The sequence below is a fragment of the Vibrio sp. 2-1-2a genome, from assembly GCF_032648565.1.
GTDB classification, from domain to species: Bacteria; Pseudomonadota; Gammaproteobacteria; order Enterobacterales; family Vibrionaceae; genus Vibrio; species Vibrio diabolicus.
This window is the reverse complement of sequence record NZ_WBOH01000003.1, coordinates 282,171-304,091: the sequence shown is the minus strand read 5'-3', so window position 1 is coordinate 304,091 and position 21,921 is coordinate 282,171. Positions and strand designations below refer to the sequence as shown.

22 protein-coding genes and 1 pseudogene are annotated in these 21,921 nt (G+C 43.9%); 16 read left to right on the top strand and 7 right to left on the bottom strand.

The annotated features are described in order from the left end of the window. Positions 1 to 187 precede the first annotated feature (187 nt). The 9 genes from F7Y48_RS09760 (at position 188) to def (ending at position 7,815) form a co-directional block, all read left to right on the top strand. Positions 188 to 1,534 (top strand): magnesium transporter, encoded by a 1,347-nt coding sequence (locus tag F7Y48_RS09760; RefSeq protein ID WP_167427452.1) that lies wholly within the window; start codon positions 188 to 190, stop codon positions 1,532 to 1,534. Positions 1,535 to 1,826: 292 nt separating this feature from the next. Continuing rightward, on the top strand, positions 1,827 to 2,363 hold the full coding sequence (locus F7Y48_RS09755; protein WP_025536841.1) for an AAA family ATPase: 537 nt from the start codon (positions 1,827 to 1,829) through the stop codon (positions 2,361 to 2,363). A 113-nt stretch (positions 2,364 to 2,476) separates the two neighbouring features. After that, positions 2,477 to 3,922 carry an AGE family epimerase/isomerase gene (locus F7Y48_RS09750; protein ID WP_256965147.1) on the top strand — a complete coding sequence of 482 codons (1,446 nt, stop codon included), beginning with the start codon at positions 2,477 to 2,479 and terminating at the stop codon, positions 3,920 to 3,922. Positions 3,923 to 4,022: 100 nt separating this feature from the next. Next, positions 4,023 to 4,274, top strand: a complete 252-nt coding sequence (locus F7Y48_RS09745) for a DUF2999 domain-containing protein (protein WP_256965148.1) — start codon at positions 4,023 to 4,025, stop codon at positions 4,272 to 4,274. Positions 4,275 to 4,775: 501 nt separating this feature from the next. Then, positions 4,776 to 5,285, top strand: coding sequence for a hypothetical protein (locus tag F7Y48_RS09740; protein WP_316683725.1), 510 nt, complete (start codon positions 4,776 to 4,778; stop codon positions 5,283 to 5,285). Position 5,286: 1 nt separating this feature from the next. Next, positions 5,287 to 5,826, top strand: coding sequence for a tetratricopeptide repeat protein (locus F7Y48_RS09735; protein ID WP_256954155.1), 540 nt, complete (start codon positions 5,287 to 5,289; stop codon positions 5,824 to 5,826). Between the two features lie 442 nt (positions 5,827 to 6,268). Further along, the gene (locus F7Y48_RS09730; RefSeq protein WP_080253353.1) at positions 6,269 to 6,598 is read left to right on the top strand and encodes a YceK/YidQ family lipoprotein; all 330 of its coding nucleotides are present in this window, start codon (positions 6,269 to 6,271) and stop codon (positions 6,596 to 6,598) included. Positions 6,599 to 6,629: 31 nt separating this feature from the next. Further along, positions 6,630 to 7,088: an ABZJ_00895 family protein gene (locus F7Y48_RS09725; RefSeq protein ID WP_258658038.1), complete on the top strand. Its 459-nt coding sequence runs from the start codon at positions 6,630 to 6,632 to the stop codon at positions 7,086 to 7,088. 220 nt (positions 7,089 to 7,308) lie between these two features. Continuing rightward, the gene (gene def / locus F7Y48_RS09720) at positions 7,309 to 7,815 is read left to right on the top strand and encodes a peptide deformylase (RefSeq protein ID WP_020842054.1); all 507 of its coding nucleotides are present in this window, start codon (positions 7,309 to 7,311) and stop codon (positions 7,813 to 7,815) included. A 64-nt stretch (positions 7,816 to 7,879) separates the two neighbouring features. Here the strand turns inward: def and F7Y48_RS09715 are convergent, their stop codons facing one another. Beyond that, positions 7,880 to 8,287 carry a helix-turn-helix domain-containing protein gene (locus tag F7Y48_RS09715; protein ID WP_316683724.1) on the bottom strand — a complete coding sequence of 136 codons (408 nt, stop codon included), beginning with the start codon at positions 8,285 to 8,287 and terminating at the stop codon, positions 7,880 to 7,882. Positions 8,288 to 8,371: 84 nt separating this feature from the next. On the opposite strand from F7Y48_RS09715, the pseudogene F7Y48_RS09710 reads away from it, so the two are divergent. The 4 genes and pseudogenes from F7Y48_RS09710 (at position 8,372) to F7Y48_RS09695 (ending at position 12,026) form a co-directional block, all read left to right on the top strand. Further along, a pseudogene (locus tag F7Y48_RS09710) lies at positions 8,372 to 8,874 on the top strand (DUF2938 domain-containing protein). A 232-nt stretch (positions 8,875 to 9,106) separates the two neighbouring features. After that, positions 9,107 to 10,135 carry a phospholipase A gene (locus F7Y48_RS09705; protein WP_006742284.1) on the top strand — a complete coding sequence of 343 codons (1,029 nt, stop codon included), beginning with the start codon at positions 9,107 to 9,109 and terminating at the stop codon, positions 10,133 to 10,135. A 94-nt stretch (positions 10,136 to 10,229) separates the two neighbouring features. Continuing rightward, the gene (locus F7Y48_RS09700) at positions 10,230 to 10,688 is read left to right on the top strand and encodes an exoribonuclease R (protein ID WP_316683723.1); all 459 of its coding nucleotides are present in this window, start codon (positions 10,230 to 10,232) and stop codon (positions 10,686 to 10,688) included. 333 nt (positions 10,689 to 11,021) lie between these two features. Then, positions 11,022 to 12,026, top strand: coding sequence for a metal-dependent hydrolase (locus F7Y48_RS09695; RefSeq protein ID WP_316683722.1), 1,005 nt, complete (start codon positions 11,022 to 11,024; stop codon positions 12,024 to 12,026). A 39-nt stretch (positions 12,027 to 12,065) separates the two neighbouring features. Here F7Y48_RS09695 and F7Y48_RS09690 read toward each other — a convergent pair whose 3' ends face one another. The 3 genes from F7Y48_RS09690 to F7Y48_RS09680 all read right to left on the bottom strand — a co-directional run bounded on the left by F7Y48_RS09690 (position 12,066) and on the right by F7Y48_RS09680 (position 15,508). Next, positions 12,066 to 12,458 (bottom strand): hypothetical protein, encoded by a 393-nt coding sequence (locus F7Y48_RS09690; protein WP_316683721.1) that lies wholly within the window; start codon positions 12,456 to 12,458, stop codon positions 12,066 to 12,068. 501 nt (positions 12,459 to 12,959) lie between these two features. Continuing rightward, complete coding sequence (locus F7Y48_RS09685) at positions 12,960 to 14,720, bottom strand: ABC transporter ATP-binding protein/permease (protein ID WP_316683720.1); 1,761 nt, start codon at positions 14,718 to 14,720, stop codon at positions 12,960 to 12,962. 173 nt (positions 14,721 to 14,893) lie between these two features. After that, positions 14,894 to 15,508, bottom strand: coding sequence for a PolC-type DNA polymerase III (locus F7Y48_RS09680; RefSeq protein ID WP_258505265.1), 615 nt, complete (start codon positions 15,506 to 15,508; stop codon positions 14,894 to 14,896). 195 nt (positions 15,509 to 15,703) lie between these two features. On the opposite strand from F7Y48_RS09680, the gene F7Y48_RS09675 reads away from it, so the two are divergent. Together F7Y48_RS09675 and F7Y48_RS09670 are read left to right on the top strand one after the other, a co-directional pair. After that, positions 15,704 to 15,964: a DUF5062 family protein gene (locus F7Y48_RS09675; RefSeq protein ID WP_005376453.1), complete on the top strand. Its 261-nt coding sequence runs from the start codon at positions 15,704 to 15,706 to the stop codon at positions 15,962 to 15,964. 240 nt (positions 15,965 to 16,204) lie between these two features. Then, positions 16,205 to 16,699 (top strand): YcxB family protein, encoded by a 495-nt coding sequence (locus F7Y48_RS09670; RefSeq protein WP_258505264.1) that lies wholly within the window; start codon positions 16,205 to 16,207, stop codon positions 16,697 to 16,699. Positions 16,700 to 16,818: 119 nt separating this feature from the next. On the opposite strand, the gene F7Y48_RS09665 is transcribed toward F7Y48_RS09670, so the two are convergent. Then, entirely contained in the window at positions 16,819 to 17,559 is a 741-nt protein-coding gene (locus tag F7Y48_RS09665) for a helix-turn-helix domain-containing protein (protein WP_258505263.1), read from the bottom strand. 104 nt (positions 17,560 to 17,663) lie between these two features. Continuing rightward, on the bottom strand, positions 17,664 to 18,125 hold the full coding sequence (locus F7Y48_RS09660; RefSeq protein WP_046876053.1) for a carboxymuconolactone decarboxylase family protein: 462 nt from the start codon (positions 18,123 to 18,125) through the stop codon (positions 17,664 to 17,666). A 241-nt stretch (positions 18,126 to 18,366) separates the two neighbouring features. On the opposite strand from F7Y48_RS09660, the gene F7Y48_RS09655 reads away from it, so the two are divergent. Beyond that, complete coding sequence (locus tag F7Y48_RS09655) at positions 18,367 to 18,768, top strand: VOC family protein (RefSeq protein ID WP_258505262.1); 402 nt, start codon at positions 18,367 to 18,369, stop codon at positions 18,766 to 18,768. A gap of 243 nt (positions 18,769 to 19,011) precedes the next feature. On the opposite strand, the gene gcvP is transcribed toward F7Y48_RS09655, so the two are convergent. Then, positions 19,012 to 21,876, bottom strand: a complete 2,865-nt coding sequence (gene gcvP, locus F7Y48_RS09650) for an aminomethyl-transferring glycine dehydrogenase (protein WP_316683701.1) — start codon at positions 21,874 to 21,876, stop codon at positions 19,012 to 19,014. Between the last annotated feature and the right edge of the window lie 45 nt (positions 21,877 to 21,921).

Below are 21,921 nucleotides of genomic sequence, written 5' to 3'. Positions count from 1 at the left end.
AAATGCGCCTAATGCACACTAAAAGTTTATACCATCCCCTTATGCAAAGACGTTCTGTTTCTGCGAGCAAAATATAAATTCCGCAATTGTGCGCGCCATTGCCTAGAATTTTAACATCAGGATCTCATGCCTTTAGATAATAGACATCGTGTTGACACTAACGTGATGTCCAAGGAAATCGGTGACAATGATGATAGATTCCAGCCAATTACAAATTAATCGCAAAGTGCCTCATTTGCTTGCCGAGATCATTAAAGCGATAGAGTCGACCGAAGACCTCAGTTTTTTGAAAGACTATCAGGAAGCGCAAATCGCGAACATTTTGGAGTCGGTCAACATTGCTTATCGTAAACGCGTGATAGAAGCGGTGCCGCCAGAGAAGTACTGGACGGTATTAAATTTGCTGCGATACGACACCGCCAAGCACATTCATCAATCACTCAACAAAGAGCTGCAACATGAACGCTTAGCGTACATCACGGATTCGGAACTGATCATCTTTGCAGACTTTCTACCGACCGAATTTGTGGATGAGTACCTTATCGACCAAAGTGAAGAGTCGGTCGCGCACATTCAACAAGCATTGTCGTATGAAGACAACAAAGTAGGACGATATGCCGAGCCGTATTTTTTGGTCGCGAATCCTAAAAACAGCGTAGGAGGCATCAAAAACGAGTTGTTAAAACGTGGACAAAGCCCGGTGCGATTGATCATTGTGCGCGATGTCGGAGGCGTTATTGGGACGATAGAACCTCAAACCCTGTTGCTGCATGAGAACCATACCAAACTCACAGACTTGACCGCAGTCACGCCAATTCTGGAAGATATCCAAACGATTCAAAGCGTCAGTAAACAGGTCTCGATTGATGGTGGCGCGCATTGGTTTCCTATCATGGCTGGTGGCAAAATTATGGGCGTTTTGTCGATGGCGACCATCGCGATTACCTTGCGTGAACTCAGCCTACAAGCTGTAGTGGCAGAAAACGTACGAAGCGAAGAAGATTTGTTCACACCATTAACTGTGGCGACAAGGCTAAGAGCACTTTGGTTGGTGATTAATTTGCTGACTGCCTTTGTTGCCTCTGCCATCATTGGTATTTTTGATAATGTGGTCGAGCAAGTCGTTGCGCTTGCGATCTTAATGCCCGTTGTGGCGAGTATGGGCGGCATCGCAGGTAGCCAAACCTTAGCGGTGGCCATTCGGGGTATCGCACTCAACCATTTGCACCAAAGTAACTTGAAGCTATTGGTGAATAAGGAATTAAAAATCGCCACCATTAATGGCTTGATCATGGGATTAGTCATCGCGGGTGTCGTCTACATGGTGTTTGACTCTTGGCCATTGGCGCTTATTATCTGCTGCGCAATTTTTCTCAATAGTCTGGCGGCTGCGGCATCGGGTACGCTGATACCATTCACGTTGAAGAAGTTTAACATTGACCCCGCCGTGGCTGGCTCGGTAGTATTGACGACCGTTACTGATGTCGTCGGTTTCTTTGCATTCTTAGGCTTAGGTGCCATTTTCTTGATATAGAAAGCCAATTGACGCGCTAACCCGCTGAACCAATCTCTCCATTTTCCAACCCAATTTTTTGGGCAAGCTTGGTTCGCTCAAAATTCCTCCGTTTTTCATAAACGCTGAACACGCCGTTTAAGCTTTCATTTCATCAATATTTTTTTCACTGCTCATTTCTATCCCAAAACATTCCACTGCCGATCTCGCTTAACGCTGGCGTGCCAAATGCCAATTTCAAACGCCAGATCATGCCAATTATCTTGGCTGTACCCGCATTACTTCACTCAAACAAAAAAATAAGGAAACAATTTTGAATAAACTCATCGTATTCACTGGTGGTCCCGGTGCAGGAAAAACCTCGGTAATCGAACAACTAAAAACACAAGGCTTTATCTGCTCGCCAGAAACAGGTCGTCACGTAATACAAAGGCAGGTTACGAATCACGGTTCAGCATTACCTTGGAATGACAAACAAGCCTTTCGAGACGAAATGATGAAGGCAGAAGTGAGCAATTACCGAGCTTTCAATGTCCGCCAGGGGGACGTGTTTTTTGATCGCAGTATTGTGGACGTATATGGCTACAGCAAGTTGGAACAATTGCCAATCTCGCATGAGCTCATCACGCATTGCCAGACGCTTCGTTATCATTCTCAAGTGTTCATTTTTCCACCGTGGTCGTCGATATTCAGCAACGATGAAGAGCGAAAGCAAGATTTTTCTGAAGCGGTCGCCACGCATAAACAGATGGTCGATGCATACCACAAGTTCGGTTATCAATTGATCGAAGTGCCCAAAATGTCAGTCGAAGACAGAGTGGCGTTTATTCTCGACTCAGTCATCGAATAAGGCAGACAGATGAACAATGCAAACAAATGCGTAAGGCGATTGTGACAACGACGACAATATGCGTAAAGGGAGTTATTTATACTGGATAAAATTCAATAACTTAATTGAGCATTATGTCTTTTAAATATCTTACCTTATTGCTCGCAACGACGAGCATGAACAGCTTTGCTGATGTGGAGCTGCCTTCGGGGGATGATTGGTTAAACCATGTGACGAATGGCCTAGCCCCATATTGGATGATGGAAAGTGCGCATGGGCAACCTGCGGGGAATTTTCCTACATTTCGTTGTGATAACGGTGTCATTCTCGACCCACAAAAGCCGTGTGAAGAATTAAACAAAGGGTGGATTATCCCGCACTTCGATCGCGAATACACACGCATGAAATCGCGCCAAACTTACGCTTATGGCGTGCTTTTTCATCTTACGGGTGACAAACAAGCATTAGAGCTGGCAAAGAAAGGGGCTTATTACCTGATTGATCATCTACAAGATGAGAAAAACGGCGGCTTTGTGAGCTTTACGCGTAGTGGAAAACCGGGGATGGAGTGGCAACAGCGAACTTCTCAAGACCAAGCTTACGCCTTGGTGGGTTTAGCGATGTACTACTACTTGACGCAAGATCCAAAGGTTGAACAAGCACTTATCGACCAGCAAGCGTTTATATTTAAACAATACCGACGAAGCGATGATCGCGGTCTGGCGTGGGTTTTGAAAGATGGTGATGGAGAAAGTGAGAAGCAGCAAGAGTTAGTCGCTCAACTTGACCAAATCAATGGCTACCTGTTGTTAACGGCGCCACTTTTACCAGAACCAGCGCAAGCCAAGTGGAAACAAGATCTGGAGTGGCTGACGCAAGTGATGCTAGATAACTACCATTCCGTCAAAGAGCAGCGTTTTTATGGCGCGATACACCACAAAGCGGTAATGATGCCAGATGCGAAACACAATGATTTTGGACACACCATCAAAGCGTATTGGATGACGTATCTCACTGGTCAGTTGTTGGGGAAATCCAATTGGACAGAGTTTGGTTTCAAAGGCATGAAACACACGCTTAAACAGGCGCAATACCAGCAAAACTTTGAGCAAGTCAAAGCGTTCTTCTCGCCAGAATGGCAGAGTAAATGGACGCAAGAGAGCATTCCTGCTTGGCAATCAAGACCGCACAAACACTATAGCTCGTCTTGGGAATGGGCAGAACTCGATCAAGCGGCGATGACGGTTTCTCTTGTCGATGATTCGATGAAAGAAACGTTGCAATACACGTTACCCACTTTTATGGACGTGTGGGTGGATCATCAATACGGAGGTGTTGGTCTGAATCCTAAATCAACCAAAGCGTTCCATTGGGGAAATGGTTACCACCAGTTTGAACATGCGTTGGTCGGGTATTTGTACGCGCAACAAATGGCAAAACAGCCCGCTAAGCTTTACTACGCGCGACCAGCCGAGAGTAAAATACCACTTAATCCATATTACTTTAACGCGGATATAAAAGCGCTTTCATCGCAAAGTGATGGAGTCACTACCTCAACGTTCACCAATATTCGACCATAACTTGGTCGATGGTGGTGTGGTGGTTAAAGTCTGCGTGCAAACTAACAAAACCCAATGGTAAACTGCGGGTCTGTTTTACATAGTATTTAAAGGTAATTTGATGAACCCGATTCTTGCGACGTTGAAAGAAAACAATATTAGCGACGAGCAAATCAACGAGCTATTTCAGGCGTTAACTCAAAACCCTCTGGCTGCAATGGCAACTATCAGCCAACTAGGTCTGCCACAAGATCAGCTTCAAGCGTTAATGGCGCAGGTAATGCAAAATCCTGTACTGATTAAAGAAGCAGTGGAAGAGCTGGGCCTAGACTTCTCCAAAGTAGTAGAAGCCAAAGCGAAGCTACAGCAGTAATATCAATAAAGGCTAACCAATTGGTTAGCCTTTATTTTAAATGTTCTTAAATGTAATGGTTACAACACATGTAGATTATAGTTAAAGAATGTTTATTTGTAATGTTCACCAAGTGTTTTTAATAAGCATTTAACGATAAGTTAATTTTTATTGTTTAGGGAATATCTCACAACTAGGACAACTTAGAGCTTTGAAAAGTATGCGTTCTTGTTCATAATGGTGGTTTTGAGAAAATCATTATATACATTTCTATACTAACACATGAGAGAGATACGCTGTTATCAATAAACTATATTAATTACATGTATCCAGCGGACAAACTATTTAACTCTTGTGTCGAACTAAGAAGCAAAATAGACAATGAGAAAATTCCCGTTAGTACCATAAAAGATACTTCTCTTGCGGGACCATTACGTAAGCTTCCAAATGATATTACTGGTGAGAAAAGGTTACAAAAGCTTAAGGAACAGATAGATCGCAACATGGCCGTCAAGTCTAAATATGTTAACAGATCGAATGCACTGGAAAAACAAAGCTGTTATTCCTTCAAGTAATTTTTCGTCTCTAGCTCCAATACAGCCGTCAACTCTAGCTTCTACTGCAATGAAAGCAAATAGTGGAAGGACTATTGCCTTAGGGATGGTTTTACAGAAAGGCAGAGCTATGCTTCTCTTTGATATTATCCGACAAAACGTTAGAGCGCTAGCTAATAGAGTACACAATGCAAATCTAGAATCATCTGGCTGCATTTTGATTGTGAATGTGAAGTATTTGAAAGTCGAGAGGGAATATGGGAAAGCGCCTCAACTATCTCGAGTTTCATTAGCAAGTATAATTTCTCAAGAAGACAAATATAACTTTGATTCGAGTGCCTATGTTCGTGGTCAAATTGCCAATATATGTGAACCTAGTGCTAAAGCTCCGATCAATACAAAGTTTCAAATTGTAAGCGGTCAGTATGACGATTCATACTCGACAGCGGTCTTGTTTATCAAATGTACATGGGAATAACATGAGAATTGTTAACGTTTTATTAGTAGCCCTCTTTGTTACGGCATGTAACGATACTACGTCAAAGTTTGAGGCAACTAAAACGACAGAAAGCCTCCTAGTTAAGAACCGAGAAGCTACAGAGAAGTTGTATAGCGAAGCAAATAAATTTTATGAACAAGGTGATGTGCAAGGAGCAAAGTCTTTATTGATCAAAGCTATCGAAGTAAATGATGTATATAGTAAAGAGCTTTTAGGGATCATCCTTCTAAAAGAGCCAAAAGTCATGGATGTTAAGAGGGGCTTTTCTTTAATCTCAGAGGCTGCTGATGATGGGTTGGCGAGTGCACAATTTTATTTAGGATCATGTTTGTATGATGATGGCTGTAGTTTACCTGAAAACAAGGTGCTTTCGGCCTATTACCTGACTCAAGCGTTAAATAACGGCGAAGGCGGCGCACAAATGTTGCTTGGATTTCTAGATGAAGAAATAGGTGATACTGCGATTGATCAAAAAACATATGCGGTAGAGCTGAATCGCTATATAGAACAACTCAATTAATATTTCAGGCTTCATTGAAGTATAACGGTACTTTTAATGTTTTATAGGGTTTTAATCGAGTCTCAAACGCAGAGAGTGCTATACTTCTCCAAAGTAGTAGAAGCCAAAGCGAAGCTACAGCAGTAATCGAGTTTTCGATAAAAACAAAAGCCGCCAGACCCAAATGGTTCTGGCGGCTTTTTTACATCAGATGAAAGGTACGCGACTCCAACGGGAAAACGAATAGGTTGAGCTTAACTTGGTGCTTGCATAAAAAATTAAGTGCGATTCTAGTCACGTCGCATGAACTCACGGGTGCTATTGGAAATAAATGAATTGTTTCTAATACATAGAACGTATTAACATGGTTGCACTAGGCCCATATGAGTAAATTCATTGAATATACAATTTGAGAGAGAAGGTTTAGTTTTAAAAAATAACAGTTAGTTGGAATCTAGGTTAAATGAAAATAAATATATTTAAAAAGCTACAAGTTGTATTTCTTGTGGTGTCAGCATCTTTAATGGTGGGGTGTTCATCTATAGATGCGCATGCTGGTGGCGGATACGGAAAGCCGTTTTCAGGCACAGCGTTATCAGTCGCACGACAACCTTGCTATTTAAGATCTGATATTACTTCCATCGCGTTATATCCACTTTCATTGATTGACATCCCTTTGTCGTTAGCAACGGACGTTGTGTTTCTTCCTGTTGATTTAGTCATGGTAGCTACACCCACAACGAGTTATGGCGGCGTTGTTTCTCTAGGTTGTCCAAGCGGCAGCATGATCTAAAGTCTGATTTTATTGAAATAAATGGAAGGAAATGAAAGTGGAATCGAAAAATAATTACTCAACAGAAAACAACGCTCCCTCGGTGCTCTTTGTAACGTCGCTTTTGTGTTTGGCATCAGTTTGTTTGGCCATACTGCTATTTATTATTGAGTACATTTCTGGCATGGAAATGAACGGTGTCGGCTTTCTTGGGACGTTAATACCAGCGATGAGTGTAGGATATTATTTTGGCTATAAAACAGGGAATATAATGCCTTCGACAACGAGATGGTATTCAGTGCTGCTTTGGAATCTATCGAGCTTAGTGGTGTTTTCTCTCATCTTAATGTTTTTGGGCATCTCTATATTTGAACTGATAGCGGAACTAGGCTGGTTCAGTATTATTATCGTTGTATTAACGTTAATAACCGTTTGTCTCGGGTACTTTATTTTCAAGAGTGGTGAAAAAATGGCGATTAAGGTTTTGCCAAAAGCGCAAAAGAGTGCGTAACTCACATATAACGAACGCTTAAAGATAGATACGTAAAAAAGACGCCAGCTATATCGTGCTGGCGTTATTGTTTTCTCTTTCTTTGTGCCTCTTTGGTATCTAGCAAAATCGAATGTTTTAGACGAAACGGTCTTTCCACGAAAACTCAACATGTTTATGTCTGCCGAAACGTGTGTATAATTCGCCGGAAATTACGATTTACAGATAACGAAAGGTAAGTATGGCAGTCCTCGAAATTCTCTCCATTCCAGACCCAAGGCTTAAAGTAAAAGCAGAAAAAGTCACTGATGTATCGACAGTACAAACGTTGATCGACGATATGCTAGAAACACTTTACGCAACGGGCAATGGCATCGGTTTAGCTTCAACCCAAGTGGGTAGAAAAGAGGCGGTTGTTGTCATCGATATCTCTGACGAACGCAATGATCCTTTAATCTTGGTCAACCCTGAAGTGGTGAGCGGAGAAAACAAAGCACTTGGTCAAGAAGGGTGCCTATCTGTTCCCGAATACTACGCCGATGTAGAGCGTTACACATCAGTTGTTGTGTCTGCATTGGACCGCGATGGCAACCCGATTACAATCGAGAGCGATGAGTTCTTGGCGATTGTGATGCAGCATGAAATTGATCACCTATCTGGTAACTTGTTCATTGATTACCTTTCACCGTTAAAGCAAAAAATGGCGATGAAAAAAGTGAAGAAGTACGTAAAGGCGCAAGCTAAGTAATATGAGAGGAAGTAACTCACAACCGCGAGTTGCTTCCTTTTAAATCAAGGATAAGTAGAGTGGTTTATCTCGGTTTTTTGGGGACATAACGCTTTACGACCTTCATAAGCCTCTGAAATGAAGAGCAGTCCATATGTGACTCATGAGGGCAGAAGGCAACATGGTTTAGGCTGTCTCGCACCGCTTTCAAACGTGTTATTTGCTCATCAATCTCAAGCGCCTTTTTCGCCAGTAAGTCACGATCAATGTATGGTTTTGAACCTTCTGAGTGATTCAACATTTCCGCCATTTCGTTAAGTGATATTCCAGCGATACGCCCTAAACTAATTAAGTTGAGTTTATTGAGTACCTCTGGCGAATATTGACGTCTCAATCCATTCCTTCCTATCGAGCGAATTAACCCCAACTGTTCGTAGTATCTGAGCGTTGAGGTCGGCAATCCTGATTTTTTAACCACTTCTGCAATATCCATATTATTCCTCATTGACTTCAAGTTGGCTTTAAGTTGTAGCATGCAACTAAGACCTTAACAAATCAAAAACTTGAGGAGCGAAAAATGCTGTTTTTAATAGGATTACAAGCGGCGCTACTAGGGATTGGTCGACTTTGGTAATGGATTTATGGGCTTGGCTACAAAGGAGAGTGTTTGGTATTCCCTCACTAAACTATGCATTGGTTGCGCGCTGGGTTTTATATATGCCCAAAGGAAAGCTTATGCATGCGCCAATTATGGCAACAGACCCGATGTCGGGAGAAAAAGCACTCGGTTGGTTTTTACACTATGCCATTGGTGTTGTTTTCGCTTTGGCTCACATTGCTGCTTTTGGGCATCATTGGTTGGTAGAGCCTAGTCTAGTGCCCGGCTTAGCCACTGGTGTGGTCACGTTGGTGTTCCCATTTTTTGTCATTCAACCTTGTCTAGGATTTGGTTTTGCTGCCAGTAAAACCCCAACACCTTGGAAAGCCCGTTTTCTAAGCACATTGGCGCATTTGGCTTACGGCTTGGGTTTATTCATAGCCGGGTTTGCAATCAAAGTGGCGAGCCAGTATTTTGCATAGGGAATATGAGCATCATGCAAACGAGTCTTTTTTGTTGTTATTTATGATGCTCAACTCTTGGTCGTTTTTGGCGCGTTGCTCATAGTGGGCCGATATGTTTGAGGTCTGTCGTATTTATCCAAGACGTAAAGTCAGCGAACATTTAACATTGCCTTAACGCCAGAATGGCAAGCGGTTTACCAAGAAAAATTAAAATTATCTGGTTTGACATAAAGAATATTAAGGGTTTCAGATGGCTTCAAAAGTGGCAGGGATATCAATACTGAGCTTATTGGCAGCGCCAGTTGCGATGGGAGAAACAGCCAGTGCTTATGATTTATGTTTGCTAGACAAAATCAAGCAAAGCAAAGGTGAGGAAACCATAAAGAGCATTCGCGCGCAGTGTGAGCTCGATGCAGTAACAAGTACAGTGCCCGCTGATCCAGAAATTGAAGAACCTGAGGAGCTTCAGGAAAGCTTGGTCGACAAGCGTTTGGAATCAGAACGAGAAAACGCCTTTGAACCATTTAGTTTGGTGGCGCATCGTGTTAACTACATCTTGCCGTTCACTTACAGTGATCGCGTAAATAAGCGTGCTTATGCGGACACTAAGTACGGAGATGAGTTGCGTAAGGAAGAAGCGGAGTTCCAAATTAGTTTTAAAGTGCCAATGAACTACGACGATTTGTTGTTTGATGGGGATGGTTTGTTCTTTGGTATGACGCTAAAGTCATTTTGGCAGGTGTACACAGGAGCAGCATCGCGTCCATTTCGTGAAACCAATTATCGTCCTGAGCTTTTTTATTATACCCCGACAGACTGGAAGCCACTTGATGGTTCGACTTGGTTAGGTTTTGGTATTGAACATGAGTCGAATGGGCAGAGACAAGAGTTATCGCGCAGTTGGAATCGTGTTTACGCCAACTTAACCTTTGCGAAAGACAATTTTGCGGTTTCTCTTCAACCGTGGTGGCGTATACCTGAGGATGAAAAAACATCTCCGAATGATCCTAAAGGTGATGATAACCCGGATATCGAAGATTACATGGGGCACTTTGAGCTATCGAGTGCGTACAAATGGAATGGTTATGAGTTTACCTTCTTAGGCCGCCAGAACTTCCAAACGCATAAAGGCTTTGCCGAATTAGGGGTGTCATTTCCGATCTGGGGCAAACTTCAGGGATACGCACAGTACTCGACGGGGTATGGTAAGAGCTTGATTGACTATGATCATAATCAGCAGCGTATTGGTGTTGGTATTGCGATCAACGGTGTTCTGTAGTTTTTCGGTAGCCCAATAGAAATAAACGCTGGCAATTGAGATTTCAGTATTTAGAATGCGTGGCTGAAATTGATTTCCAACCTAGAGTGATTTTATGCTTCGTGATTACACCTTCGATTGTCTTGTAACCATGCCTCGTCATGAACTGGAAGAGTTTAGTGCTCGCATGATCAGTAAAATGGTGCCTGAAGACGTGATGAATGAGCTATTTACTTTCGATCAAGAAGAAGTGGATAGCGAAGACCGTATGTTGTCTGCACGTCTTGATGCCATGTTACGCATGACAGCAATCGCTCTGAGTGAAATTCAACAAGCGTTTGATGACTCAGACAATGCGAAGCAAAATAGCGAGCGAATGACGCGACTGGTTCTTTGGCATTTCTATGCGATTTCATTCTATTTGGAAGAGGCGATCACGTTAGAAACACACTGTGCACTAGTGGAAAAGCTACTCGAAAATACACCTTCGGATGTTTTTGATTGGGTAAAAACATTGACGGAACTTCTGCACACTTACGCTGAAATCAACGCGAAAGAAAACCCTCAAGACTAAGGTTTTTGTCGTTAATCCTTCAGTAAACAAGGCGAGCCATCCGGTTCGCCTTGTTTTATTTTTGCATCTGTAAAATCCGCAGTTTTGTACTTTTGACGTACACCACAAGCCTCGCTTTAGGTTCGCTTCTCACTAGCGAATAGGGCGATTCCTTCTTACACTAAAATCAAAGTGTTTGTTTTCGAACACTTTAATGCGTCATTAAGGTGTGTCTTCCAATCCACTTAAATACGGATAATTTATGTCGGAGAACGTTCTGGTTTTTAAATTTGGGCCGATTTTGAAGCGTATATGCCTTCTCTCTCGGCTACATTTTCGTTGCGGGCGTAAATAATGGACCCGTTAACGCAAGGTTTACTTGGCGCTGCTTTGCCACAGTCTGCAAGTAACAAGCGGCACATTGTGGCTGCTGGCGTGTTAGGCGTGGTTTCAGGGATGGCACCGGATTTGGATGTACTTATCCGTTCATCAACTGACCCATTGCTGTTTTTGGAATATCACCGACACTTTACCCATTCATTGTTGTTTATCCCTTTTGGCAGCTTTCTCTGTGCTTTAGTGTTGTATCCGTTGTTAGCAAAAAAGCGAGGACTAAGCTTCCGGCAGAGTTGGTTTTATTGTGCCCTTGGTTATAGCACCCATGCGCTGTTAGATGCTTGCACCAGCTATGGGACTCAGCTTTTTTGGCCGATAAGCAACACACGCTATGCTTGGAACACAATCTCTGTTATCGATCCCGCTTTCTCACTTCCGATTTTGATCCTGCTTTTCTTTGCCGCACTGAAGCGAAATCGAAGCTACGCGCGTGTCGCATTTCTATGGTCTCTGGCTTATCTGACTCTTGGGGTTATTCAACGAGATAGAGCAGAAGCGGCCGGGTGGAAAATCGTCCAAGAGAGACAGCACAGCGCTTTGCAGCTAAAAGCAAAACCAACCTTCGGGAATCTTTTGGTCTGGAAAGTGATTTATGAAACGGAAGATAACTACTATGTGGATGCGGTAAGAGTGGGGCGTTCAATAAAAATCTACCCAGGCGAATCCACACCAAAGCTCAATGTGAAGACTCAATTTCCATGGCTCGATCCGCAATCGCAGCAAGCGAAAGACATCGAACGTTTCCGTTGGTTTTCAAATGGTTTTGTAGCGCAAGACCCGAATAACGAAATGCGAATTGTTGACGTGCGTTACTCCATCGTTCCAAACCAAATTAATGCGCTGTGGGGCATCAATCTATCCCCAAAAGCCAGCGCGGATGAACACGTCGAATACACTGCTCATCGAGGGAGTACAGAGGAAGACCGCCAAACTTTTCTCAATATGCTTACGGACTTTGACTGAGCGTTTACTTGGGTTACATGGGGAGTGATTCAGTGACTATCAAGCCGATTGAAAGTCCTTCACCAGCGTCGGCTTATTAGCAAAGAAGATCTTGCCAAACAGAGACTTGTACTTCCAGCCAAGAGACAACAGTCGTTTTGCTAAGCTTTTGTTTTCAATGATAGCGACCTCAACGCCTTGGTAATGATATGGATGGCTTTTAATGTAGTCGATAAATGCAGTAAGCACACCTTGCCCGCGAACGGAGGGCGCAAAGTTGACTGCAACAATGGAAAAGCGCTGACTGCCAACAGGGCAACGGACAAAGCAGTGTCCAAGCGGATGAGTGATGGTCTCGGAAAACTCAGGAAACGCGCGAGACTCTAGTTCTTGAGAAAGCGCATCGTATTGCTGACATAAATGATAAAAAAGTTGTTTCGCTTCACTGTTCATCTCGGTGCCACTTACTTGTAACTTGGTTTAAAGGCATTGATTTCACGAACATTGTACCCATAGGCAGCAAGATAAAATGCGGTGAACTTTTACAGTGGTGATTTCCTATTTTTGAAACCTAACTTGTTACAAATGAAGCTGATTGGTTTTTATATGGTACGTGGGGATGAGTGTTTCTAGTTGAAGGGAGAGTACGCTGGTTACTGGATTCTTACCTGAGTTCCTGTATTAAAAGGAGAACCACTTGGTTTAATGCCGCTCGTTTAACTACGAGTGGCATCTTTTTATATTTCGTCATCTTGTACAGCGACGAAGGTGCGTGATATAGGATCTTCTATCCTAGCTCTTTATGGTCAAAATTGTCTCTTTAACCACTCAGCACGTTGCTATTAGATTCCTAGTCTCGCCAAGGCTCGCTGGAATGACACAAAAACATCGTTAAGCTGTTGGCATTAAATCACTTGGTCCGTTTTTGCTTATTCTTGAGGGCTTAACTAGGCATTACTCTAAGTGCTTAAATTGCAATGCCACAAGTCGCTGATACAACTCACAGCTTTGCATTAATGATTGGTGGTTACCAACATCGACTAACTCGCCATTGTCGAGCACCGCAATTTTATCCGCATGTTGGATGGTCGAAAGACGATGAGCAATGATCAGCGTTGTGCGTCCTTTCATTAGAGCTTCAAGTGCTTGCTGGACGTGATGTTCACTTTCACTATCAAGGGCGCTAGTAGCTTCGTCTAGCAGTAAGATTTTTGGATCTTTTAGAATCGCGCGAGCAATCGCAATGCGCTGTTTTTGTCCGCCCGACAGCCTAACGCCGCGCTCGCCTAAAAAGCTGTGATAGCCTTCGGGAAGCTTCTCAATAAACTCATGGGCATGGGCTTTTTTGGCGGCTTCGATGACTTGTTCATCTGTGGCTTCTGGATTGCCGTAACGAATATTGTGAAACACATCATGGCTAAACAGCGCTGGCTGTTGTGGTACGAGCGCCATTTGGCGTCGAAGCTCGTTTGGATCGAACTGTCGAATATCTTCGCCACCAAACAACACTTTCCCCTGTTGTGGGTCATAAAAGCGTTGCAGCAGTTCGAATAGTGTTGTTTTACCTGCACCAGAAGGGCCAACCAACGCCAATACTTTGCCTTGTTCTGCGGTTAGATTTAACTCTTTGATAGCTGGTTGATTTGGGCGAGAAGGGTAGTTGAAACTCACCGATTTAAAGTTAACCTCAGCAGGCATGTCGGGACGGATAGGCAAATGGTTGCTTGGCGCTTTGATATCGCTGTCTACTTGAAGGATCTCAATCAGCCGTTCGGTAGCACCTGCGGCCCTTTGCAGTTCACCCATGACTTCGGAAATGGTTGCAGTCGATGAGGCAACCATAATGGCATAAAACACAAATGCGGCTAGGTCACCCGCAGACATTTTTCCGTGAATCACATCGCTGCCGCCAACCCAAAGCATGCCTGCAATCGCGCTGAACACAATCACAATAACGCCAGAGATCAGGATCGCGCGCTGTTTTACTCTCTGTTTGCCTACTTCATAAGCCTTTTCCACTTCGACAGCGAAAGCCGCTCGCTCATGCGACTCTGAGCTAAAACTTTGCACGGTTTTAATATGTTCTATTGCTTCCCCAGCGTAGCTGCCGACATCGGCCATTGAGTCCTGACTTTGGCGAGAGAGAGCACGCACGCGTCGTCCATAAAACAAAATCGGAACGAGAACCAAAGGCACAGAAGCAAGCACAATCAGCGTGAGCTTAACGTTGGTAGCGAATAACATAATGATGGCACCAAAGCACATCAAAGCGCTACGCATCGCCATTGAGAACGATGAACCGATAATGCTTTGCAGCAACGTGGTATCGGTAGTTAGGCGCGACATAATATCGCCGCTACTGTTGGTCTCAAAATAGCTCGGATGCAGCGTAATCACATGGTTAAACACTGAAAGGCGAATATCCGCACTGACGCGCTCACCTACGGAAGAGACAAGGTAAAAGCGAAAGAAGGTCCCAATGGCAATACACAATGTGACACCGACAATAAACTGAATCGCATTGGTAAGCTCTTGCAATGATTGCTGAGCAAAGCCTTGGTCGATAAGAATACGTACTCCATAGCCAACGGATAACGTCAAACTTGCTGTCGCGACAAGGGCAACCAAAGCCGCCGCAACCCGCCATTTATAAGGTGCAATAAAGGTGTTGAGTTTAAGAAGAATGCTGAGATTTTTGTTATTTTTTCTGCTCATGAGTGGCTCACAAAGCGTTTTAGGTAACTGGCATAGTAAGCCAGTTTTGTAGGGGAGACCAGCGAACTGCCGCTTTCGGAGTAGGAAGTTCACTGGGATGCACAATATCTTATGTATATCGAAACTTGCTTAAATGTCTAAGAGTCAAAAATGAACTTTGAGTGAGGAGGGAGTTAAGCACGGCTTTTGGCGAGTAGCAGGTCGACCTTTCCTTTTGCTGTTTTACTAACCGTTTGCATCAACTGAAAACTTGGCTTAAGGATACCTGAGTTTTCTAATCCTTCGACCATTAAGAGCCAAAGCTTGGCCGTCATTTGTGCATCGGCTAGTGCACGGTGGAAAATACCGTCGTTGTCGATATTTTTATAGCGAACAAGTTCACCTAGTTTGTGTGATGGGGCATCTTGAATGAGCCGTCTTGCTACCAGCAAGGAGCAAGCAAACTCACCCGAATAACCAGAGTTAATTCGTTCAAGCTCTGCATCTAAAAATCGTTTATCGAAAGACGCGTTGTGAGCGATAAGGTTCTCGCCAGCTATGAACTCACTAAATGATGCCATTACCTCTTCGCAGCTTGGTGCCGTTCGCAACATGTTATTGGTAATGCCGGTGTAGTTCTCAATGAAGGAGCTCACTCTGAAACCGGGATTCATGAGTTGCTGAAAACTATCAACAACCTCGCCATCGACTAACTTTACCGCACCAATTTCTATTGCGCGATCACCTAAAGTAGGAGAGAGACCTGTGGTTTCAAAGTCGAGTACAACCACAGAGTTTGCTTGAGGCATAAAATTTTCCAGCTGAGTAATATTGCGCAAGAGTATTATCGAAAGTGACAGAAAAAGAAAGGTGAACCAATTGGTATATCTTTGTCGATGTAGATTCCAAAAAATCGACGCTACGTAATCAATATGAGAGTTTTATAACACGTTATTGGCGACACTTCATGTATTCTTAGCCGAAGCGAAGAAGAGGATTTATCAATGTCAAAAAGCTCCAAGCTTCACAATGAAGACAAACTGGTCAAGAAGGCACTAGAGATTGGTGGGAAGATGGCGAAACTACAAGGTTTTGACCTTCCACAGTCACCACAACCTCTGAGAGTAAAAGCGATTTACCTATTCTTGGTCGATGCAAAACAGATAACGCCACTACCGGAAAGTAAGCTAGACGGCGCAAGCATCAAACACCGACTGGCAGTATGGATACACAGTGCATTGCCAGACAACGACCCTCTAAAGTAGAAAACTCAAGAAGTCACATAGGTTATTACTTAACACAGGCCATTAATTAACAAGGCGAGCCAAGTGGTTCGCCTTGTTTGATCTTGGCAAGTGCAAAAAGGTCTCCTCGAGTTTCGGTATCATTGATTTACAAAACAGAATCAAAAGGACTAAAGATAAGTCCCAAGAAGCGCTACAATGCACGCGTTGCGAGAGTGCAACCAAGAATACTCATTTACAGAAGCTTTGAAGTAACCATACATGTCTAAAGATTTCGAATTCACTACAGAATACATACTCGACAAACCTTTCTTTGCCGAGTGTTATGATCAAACTAGCCGGCCAACGAAGTTCCCACAAGCGTACTTAAAAGGGATACTGTTTCTTATCTTTGGTGTGGTCTTATTAGAGTTTGAACTGCTACCTAACGGTTATGTCGGTTGGTTCTTTATCGTATTGAGTGTGATTGAAGCGTGTAGCGTTTACTTCAAAAGAACTTGGTGGCTTTGGCGTCAAACCATAAGCTCAAGCCGTGGCAGCAAAGTAGTATTTCAAGTTAACGCAGATGGTGTGCGCTACAAAAGCGGTAAAGTTGACCGCAGCCTCGCATGGAATGAAATCGACCAACTGGAACAAACTGATTTGGGCTTTATCCTTCACCTTGGTAAACAGCGCCAATACATCAGCAAATCCTGCTTAAACGAAGAAGTGATCGCGTTTATGGTAGAACAGCACGCGGCATCAAAAGCGAGCTAACAAATTCACATCAAGCTGGAATGAGCGATCTGAAAAGTAGGTGATATATGATTGAATATTATAACAAGTACTTGGTCGATTCTGAATCAACTGGGCTTGATGTACAAAGCTAATAAGGTTTAGAGATTTCTCTTTCGGACAAACTGCTTCGGTGTCATGCGCGCAATCTGCTTACACTCTCTAGTCATGTGTGCTTGATCGGAAAAACCTTGCTCCAGCGCCAACTCCGATAAAGTAAGATCGGGTTGAGCTCGGAGTAGTTCTAAAGTGTGCTTCACTCGTTTAATACGTTGGTAATGTTTAGGAGTAATCCCCAACCATTTCTGAAAATTGCGCTCTCTCTGGCGTTGACTGAGCGTCCCTGCAGGCTGGTCAATGATGTGGCCGACGTACTGTGGTTCATATTTCTCAATCAGTGCTTGAACCCAGCGATACAACGTAGAAATCCTTGCAGACGGCGAACGCGCTGTTTGCAGAGACTCAAATGTTGCTAGCGCAGAAGAAGCCAAAGGGTGAACATCTTGAATCCGCAATAGCTGTTCTAGGCGTTTACCAAATAGTTGATAACCAACTGCAGGATGAAAGCGTACGCCAGTCATCACCGCACCTGGCGGTAGGCAGACTTGATGTGCCAGAATGCTCACAGGTAGTAGGACAACCCCCGGCGCATGCCATTCACCATCCATTTGTACTTCATTCTGTAAAATGAATACCACACCTGTACCAGCATCACTGAGTAATTGTTTACGTACGGTTTGCGTCGTATCAGGTTTGACGGATGCTGACCAAATGGCTTGAACATAGCCAGCTAAAGCCCTTTGAGGTTTTAAAATATCAAATTCTAAGTTCAAATGAATCATCCTATTTAACCTCAACTTAAATGAGAAAGTGATACACATGAACTTTTCATCATATTAAGCTGAGGAATAAGCAGTGACTTATAAGTAAAAACTGTCAGATAGAATTATCTAGGCTTATAGTCTCCAACCTTTGGCTTAAATGCCTTAACTATTCGGTTCCAACTATTGATCGCGTTGATCGCAATTGTTAGATTGACCATAGCTTCTTCTCCGAAGGTATTCAAGGTCAGCTGATAGGTATCATCATCTACTGGTAGGCCAGCAGTTAGTAATTCAGCCCAGCCTAGTGCAACGTGTTCTGCATCGCTGTAGAATGGCATATCTTTCCACGCACTAAGCCCCCATATGCGTTCCGGCTTTTCACCTAACTTAAGCGCATCTTTACTATGCATGTCGATACAAAATGCACATTGATTGATTTGCGATATGCGTAACTTAACCAGTTCCCATATGATCATGTTCATGGTTTCTGATTGGCTAAATTGTTCATGGAAGTAAGCTTCCTGAGCGTATAGGATTTCTATTGCCTTTGGCGCCACTTCAATATAGTTGAGTCGTTTTTTCATGGTCATTCTCCTCTGTTTTTCACATAATAAGAAACGCTCTTAGCAAAAGATTGAAGATTTTCGACATGCTCTCAATAAAGTTAGATAAAGGAGTGAACGAAGAAAGCGAAAAAGGATGTCTATTTGATGCTATGCATAAACATTCGTATTGTGTGCCTTACACTTTTGCAAGGCGTTACGTGCTTTCTAGAAAAGTCTCAAATTAGCGTACAATTAGCGTTTTGACACAGCGGAAATCATCATGGCCAAAACTGTTCAGCAGCAAATCGGAAGCATTGCTCTAGTCGTTGAAAATTACGACGATGCTATCGAATTTTATACTCAAAAACTTCAATTCACTCTGGTTGAAGATACCAACCTAGGTGGTGGTAAACGCTGGGTTCAAGTTTCTCCTCCAAACTCCAATGGTACAAACCTACTTTTAGCTCAAGCGAGTACCCCGGAGCAAACGCATGCAGTAGGAAATCAAACAGGTGGTCGTGTTTTCCTGTTTCTGCAAACTAATGATTTTTGGCGTGACTACGAGTTGATGAAGAAAAATGGTGTTGTATTTAATGAAGAGCCTCGTGTGGAAGAATACGGGACAGTGGTGGTGTTCCAAGATCTCTATGGTAATAAATGGGACTTACTGCAACTGAACTGAGAAACTACACAGCACCTGCATAACATAGTGTTCATGAGGAGTATCCAACAAGCTTTTAAGGTTCTGAGATATTAGTGCTAATTCTAAGGTTCTCAGAAGTCACAATATTTCTAAATCACTTTTGTGCAAACAATAACTAGCCATCATTCCTCCACGATGTATCAACAAATGTTAGGACGGCACACCCAAAACAAAAAGGCGAACCAAACGGTTCGCCTTTGTCTATTTAGATGCTGCCAAAAATTAATCTTCGTAGTTATCGATGCTTGGGCACGAGCAGATTAGGTTACGGTCGCCGTATACGTTATCTACGCGGTTTACTGTTGGCCAGTACTTCCAAGATTTGGTCGCTTTAGAAGGGAAGCAGCCAAGCTCGCGAGAGTAAGGACGGTCCCACTCTTCAGCAGAAAGGTCAACTTGCGTGTGTGGCGCATTAACGAGAGGGTTGTTCTCTAGTGGCCATTCACCGTTTTTCACTTTTTCCATTTCTTCGCGGATAGCGATCATCGCATCACAGAAGCGGTCCAGCTCTTCTAGATCTTCCGATTCCGTTGGCTCAACCATTAGCGTGCCCGCTACAGGGAACGACATAGTTGGTGCGTGGAAACCGTAGTCCATTAGACGCTTCGCAATGTCTTCTTCGCTGATGCCTGTTTCTTCTTTCAGTGGACGAATGTCGATAATACATTCGTGCGCTACACGACCATTTTTGCCACGGTAAAGAACAGGGTAGTGTTGGCGAAGTGTTTCCATCACGTAGTTTGCGTTCAGAATTGCTACTTTTGTTGCATCTGTTAGGCCTGCTTCGCCCATCATTGCGATGTAAGCCCAAGAGATCGGTAGGATAGAAGCGCTACCCATATCTGCTGCTGATACTGCAAAATCTTCGCCTTCTACGCCGTCTTCAATATGGCCTGGTAGGAAAGGCGCTAGGTGAGATTTCACTCCGATAGGACCCATACCCGGACCGCCACCACCATGTGGGATACAGAAGGTTTTGTGTAGGTTTAGGTGAGAAACGTCTGAACCGATGAAGCCTGGTGATGTTAGACCAACCTGTGCGTTCATATTAGCGCCGTCTAGGTAAACCTGACCGCCAGCGGCATGAACCATTTCACACACTTCTTTCACTTTCTCTTCGTAAACGCCGTGCGTAGAAGGGTAAGTGATCATAATGCTTGATAGGTTGTCTTTGTGCTTCTCGATTTTCGCTGCTAGGTCGTCGATGTCGATGTTGCCTTCTTCATCACACTTAACAACCACAACTTTCATTGACACCATAGACGCCGTTGCAGGGTTAGTACCGTGTGCAGAGCTTGGGATCAAACATACATTGCGGTGACCTTCGCCACGGCTTTCGTGGTAGCGTTGAATCGCGATAAGACCTGCATACTCACCCGATGCGCCAGAGTTTGGCTGAAGTGAGAACGCGTCGTAGCCTGTGATCTCACAAAGCTTCTCTTTTAGATCTTTCGCTAGTGCTGCATAGCCCGCCGCTTGTTCTGCTGGCGCGAATGGGTGGATAGAACCAAACTCTGGCCAAGTGATTGGGATCATCTCTGCTGCTGCGTTCAGCTTCATCGTACAGCTGCCTAGTGGGATCATGCCGTGCGTTAGCGAGAAGTCTTTGTTCTCTAGCTGTTTCAGGTAACGCATCATTTGCGTTTCGCTATGGTGCGTATTGAATACAGGGTGAGTCAGGTATTCTGTTGTGCGGCGTAGCGCTTCTGGAATTGCCGCAAACTCATTGCCTGCGATTTCCGTCGATAGTGCTGCTACGTCTTCTTTTACACCAAAGACTGCAAATAGTGCTTCTACATCAGCGACCGTGGTTGTTTCGTCACAGCTAATACCTAGCTTGCCAGGTAGTAGACGTAGGTTGATGTCTGCTGAAAGTGCTTTTGCGTAAAGCTCTTCTGTTTTTGAACCTGTGTTGATGGTGATGGTATCGAAGAAGCTGTTATGAGCAAGTTCAAAGCCGCCTTTGGTTAGGCCTGCGGCGATAATCGCAGTCATATGGTGTGTACGGCGAGCAATAGTGCGTAGACCTTCTGCGCCGTGGTAAACCGCGTAAAAAGACGCCATGTTCGCTAGCAATGCTTGAGCGGTACAGATGTTCGATGTCGCTTTTTCGCGGCGGATATGCTGCTCACGAGTTTGCATTGCCATGCGCAGTGCTTGGTTACCGTTAGTATCGATAGAAACACCGATCACACGTCCTGGCATGGTACGCTTGTGTTTGTCACGCGTTGCCATGAATGCCGCATGTGGACCGCCGTAACCCACAGGAACGCCAAAACGTTGTGCAGAACCGATTGCTACGTCTGCGCCCATTTCACCAGCAGGTTTCAATAGGGTAGAAGCAAGCAGGTCAGTCGCAACAGTGACAAGCGTTTTGTTTGCTTGCGCTTTTGCGATGATGTCCGTTAGGTCACGAACTTCACCTGTTGTGCTTGGGTATTGAACTAATGCGCCGAACACGTCTTGCTCTGGTAGGGATTCTAGCGAACCAACCAGAACTTCAAAGCCGATGAATTTTGCACGAGTTTTTACTACTTCTAGCGTTTGTGGGTGAACATCGTCAGCCACAAAGAATACGTTGCTCTTGCTCTTACCTGCGCGCTTACACAGAGTCATTGCTTCTGCTGCCGCTGTTGCTTCGTCTAGCAATGAGGCGTTCGCGATTTCCATACCAGTTAGGTCGATGATCATTTGTTGGAAGTTTAAAAGGGCTTCCAAGCGACCTTGAGAAATTTCAGGTTGGTAAGGTGTGTAAGCGGTATACCAGCCAGGGTTTTCTAGCACGTTACGTAGAATGACGTTTGGAGTAAACGTGTTGTAGTAGCCCTGGCCAATGAATGTACGTTTAATTTGGTTTTGTTTAGCAAACTGCTTCATCGTCACTAGCATGTCTGCTTCGCTTTTCGCTTCTGCCAACGTCATTGGTTGTTCTAGGCGAATTTGTGCAGGCACGGTTTCTTCGATGAGGGCGTCAAGGCTTACCGCGTTGATGGCATCCAACATTTTTTGTTGGTCTGATTTGCTTGGTCCGTTGTGGCGTCCAACGAACTCATTTTGTGTGCTGAGGCTTTGAAGTAATTCAGTCATTGTCCTTTACCTACTCCTTGGCTCGGGTAACGGAAATGGTCGTTA

Coding starts and splice junctions, on each gene's coding strand:
- F7Y48_RS09760 (WP_167427452.1), top strand. CDS start 188: ATGATGATAGATTCCAGCCAATTACAAATTAATCGCAAAGTGCCTCAT.
- F7Y48_RS09750 (WP_256965147.1), top strand. CDS start 2,477: ATGTCTTTTAAATATCTTACCTTATTGCTCGCAACGACGAGCATGAAC.
- F7Y48_RS09745 (WP_256965148.1), top strand. CDS start 4,023: ATGAACCCGATTCTTGCGACGTTGAAAGAAAACAATATTAGCGACGAG.
- F7Y48_RS09740 (WP_316683725.1), top strand. CDS start 4,776: ATGTTAACAGATCGAATGCACTGGAAAAACAAAGCTGTTATTCCTTCA.
- F7Y48_RS09735 (WP_256954155.1), top strand. CDS start 5,287: ATGAGAATTGTTAACGTTTTATTAGTAGCCCTCTTTGTTACGGCATGT.
- F7Y48_RS09730 (WP_080253353.1), top strand. CDS start 6,269: ATGAAAATAAATATATTTAAAAAGCTACAAGTTGTATTTCTTGTGGTG.
- F7Y48_RS09725 (WP_258658038.1), top strand. CDS start 6,630: ATGAAAGTGGAATCGAAAAATAATTACTCAACAGAAAACAACGCTCCC.
- def (WP_020842054.1), top strand. CDS start 7,309: ATGGCAGTCCTCGAAATTCTCTCCATTCCAGACCCAAGGCTTAAAGTA.
- F7Y48_RS09715 (WP_316683724.1), bottom strand. CDS start 8,287: ATGGATATTGCAGAAGTGGTTAAAAAATCAGGATTGCCGACCTCAACG.
- F7Y48_RS09705 (WP_006742284.1), top strand. CDS start 9,107: ATGGCTTCAAAAGTGGCAGGGATATCAATACTGAGCTTATTGGCAGCG.
- F7Y48_RS09700 (WP_316683723.1), top strand. CDS start 10,230: ATGCTTCGTGATTACACCTTCGATTGTCTTGTAACCATGCCTCGTCAT.
- F7Y48_RS09695 (WP_316683722.1), top strand. CDS start 11,022: ATGGACCCGTTAACGCAAGGTTTACTTGGCGCTGCTTTGCCACAGTCT.
- F7Y48_RS09690 (WP_316683721.1), bottom strand. CDS start 12,458: ATGAACAGTGAAGCGAAACAACTTTTTTATCATTTATGTCAGCAATAC.
- F7Y48_RS09685 (WP_316683720.1), bottom strand. CDS start 14,720: ATGAGCAGAAAAAATAACAAAAATCTCAGCATTCTTCTTAAACTCAAC.
- F7Y48_RS09680 (WP_258505265.1), bottom strand. CDS start 15,508: ATGCCTCAAGCAAACTCTGTGGTTGTACTCGACTTTGAAACCACAGGT.
- F7Y48_RS09675 (WP_005376453.1), top strand. CDS start 15,704: ATGTCAAAAAGCTCCAAGCTTCACAATGAAGACAAACTGGTCAAGAAG.
- F7Y48_RS09670 (WP_258505264.1), top strand. CDS start 16,205: ATGTCTAAAGATTTCGAATTCACTACAGAATACATACTCGACAAACCT.
- F7Y48_RS09665 (WP_258505263.1), bottom strand. CDS start 17,559: ATGATTCATTTGAACTTAGAATTTGATATTTTAAAACCTCAAAGGGCT.
- F7Y48_RS09660 (WP_046876053.1), bottom strand. CDS start 18,125: ATGAAAAAACGACTCAACTATATTGAAGTGGCGCCAAAGGCAATAGAA.
- F7Y48_RS09655 (WP_258505262.1), top strand. CDS start 18,367: ATGGCCAAAACTGTTCAGCAGCAAATCGGAAGCATTGCTCTAGTCGTT.
- gcvP (WP_316683701.1), bottom strand. CDS start 21,876: ATGACTGAATTACTTCAAAGCCTCAGCACACAAAATGAGTTCGTTGGA.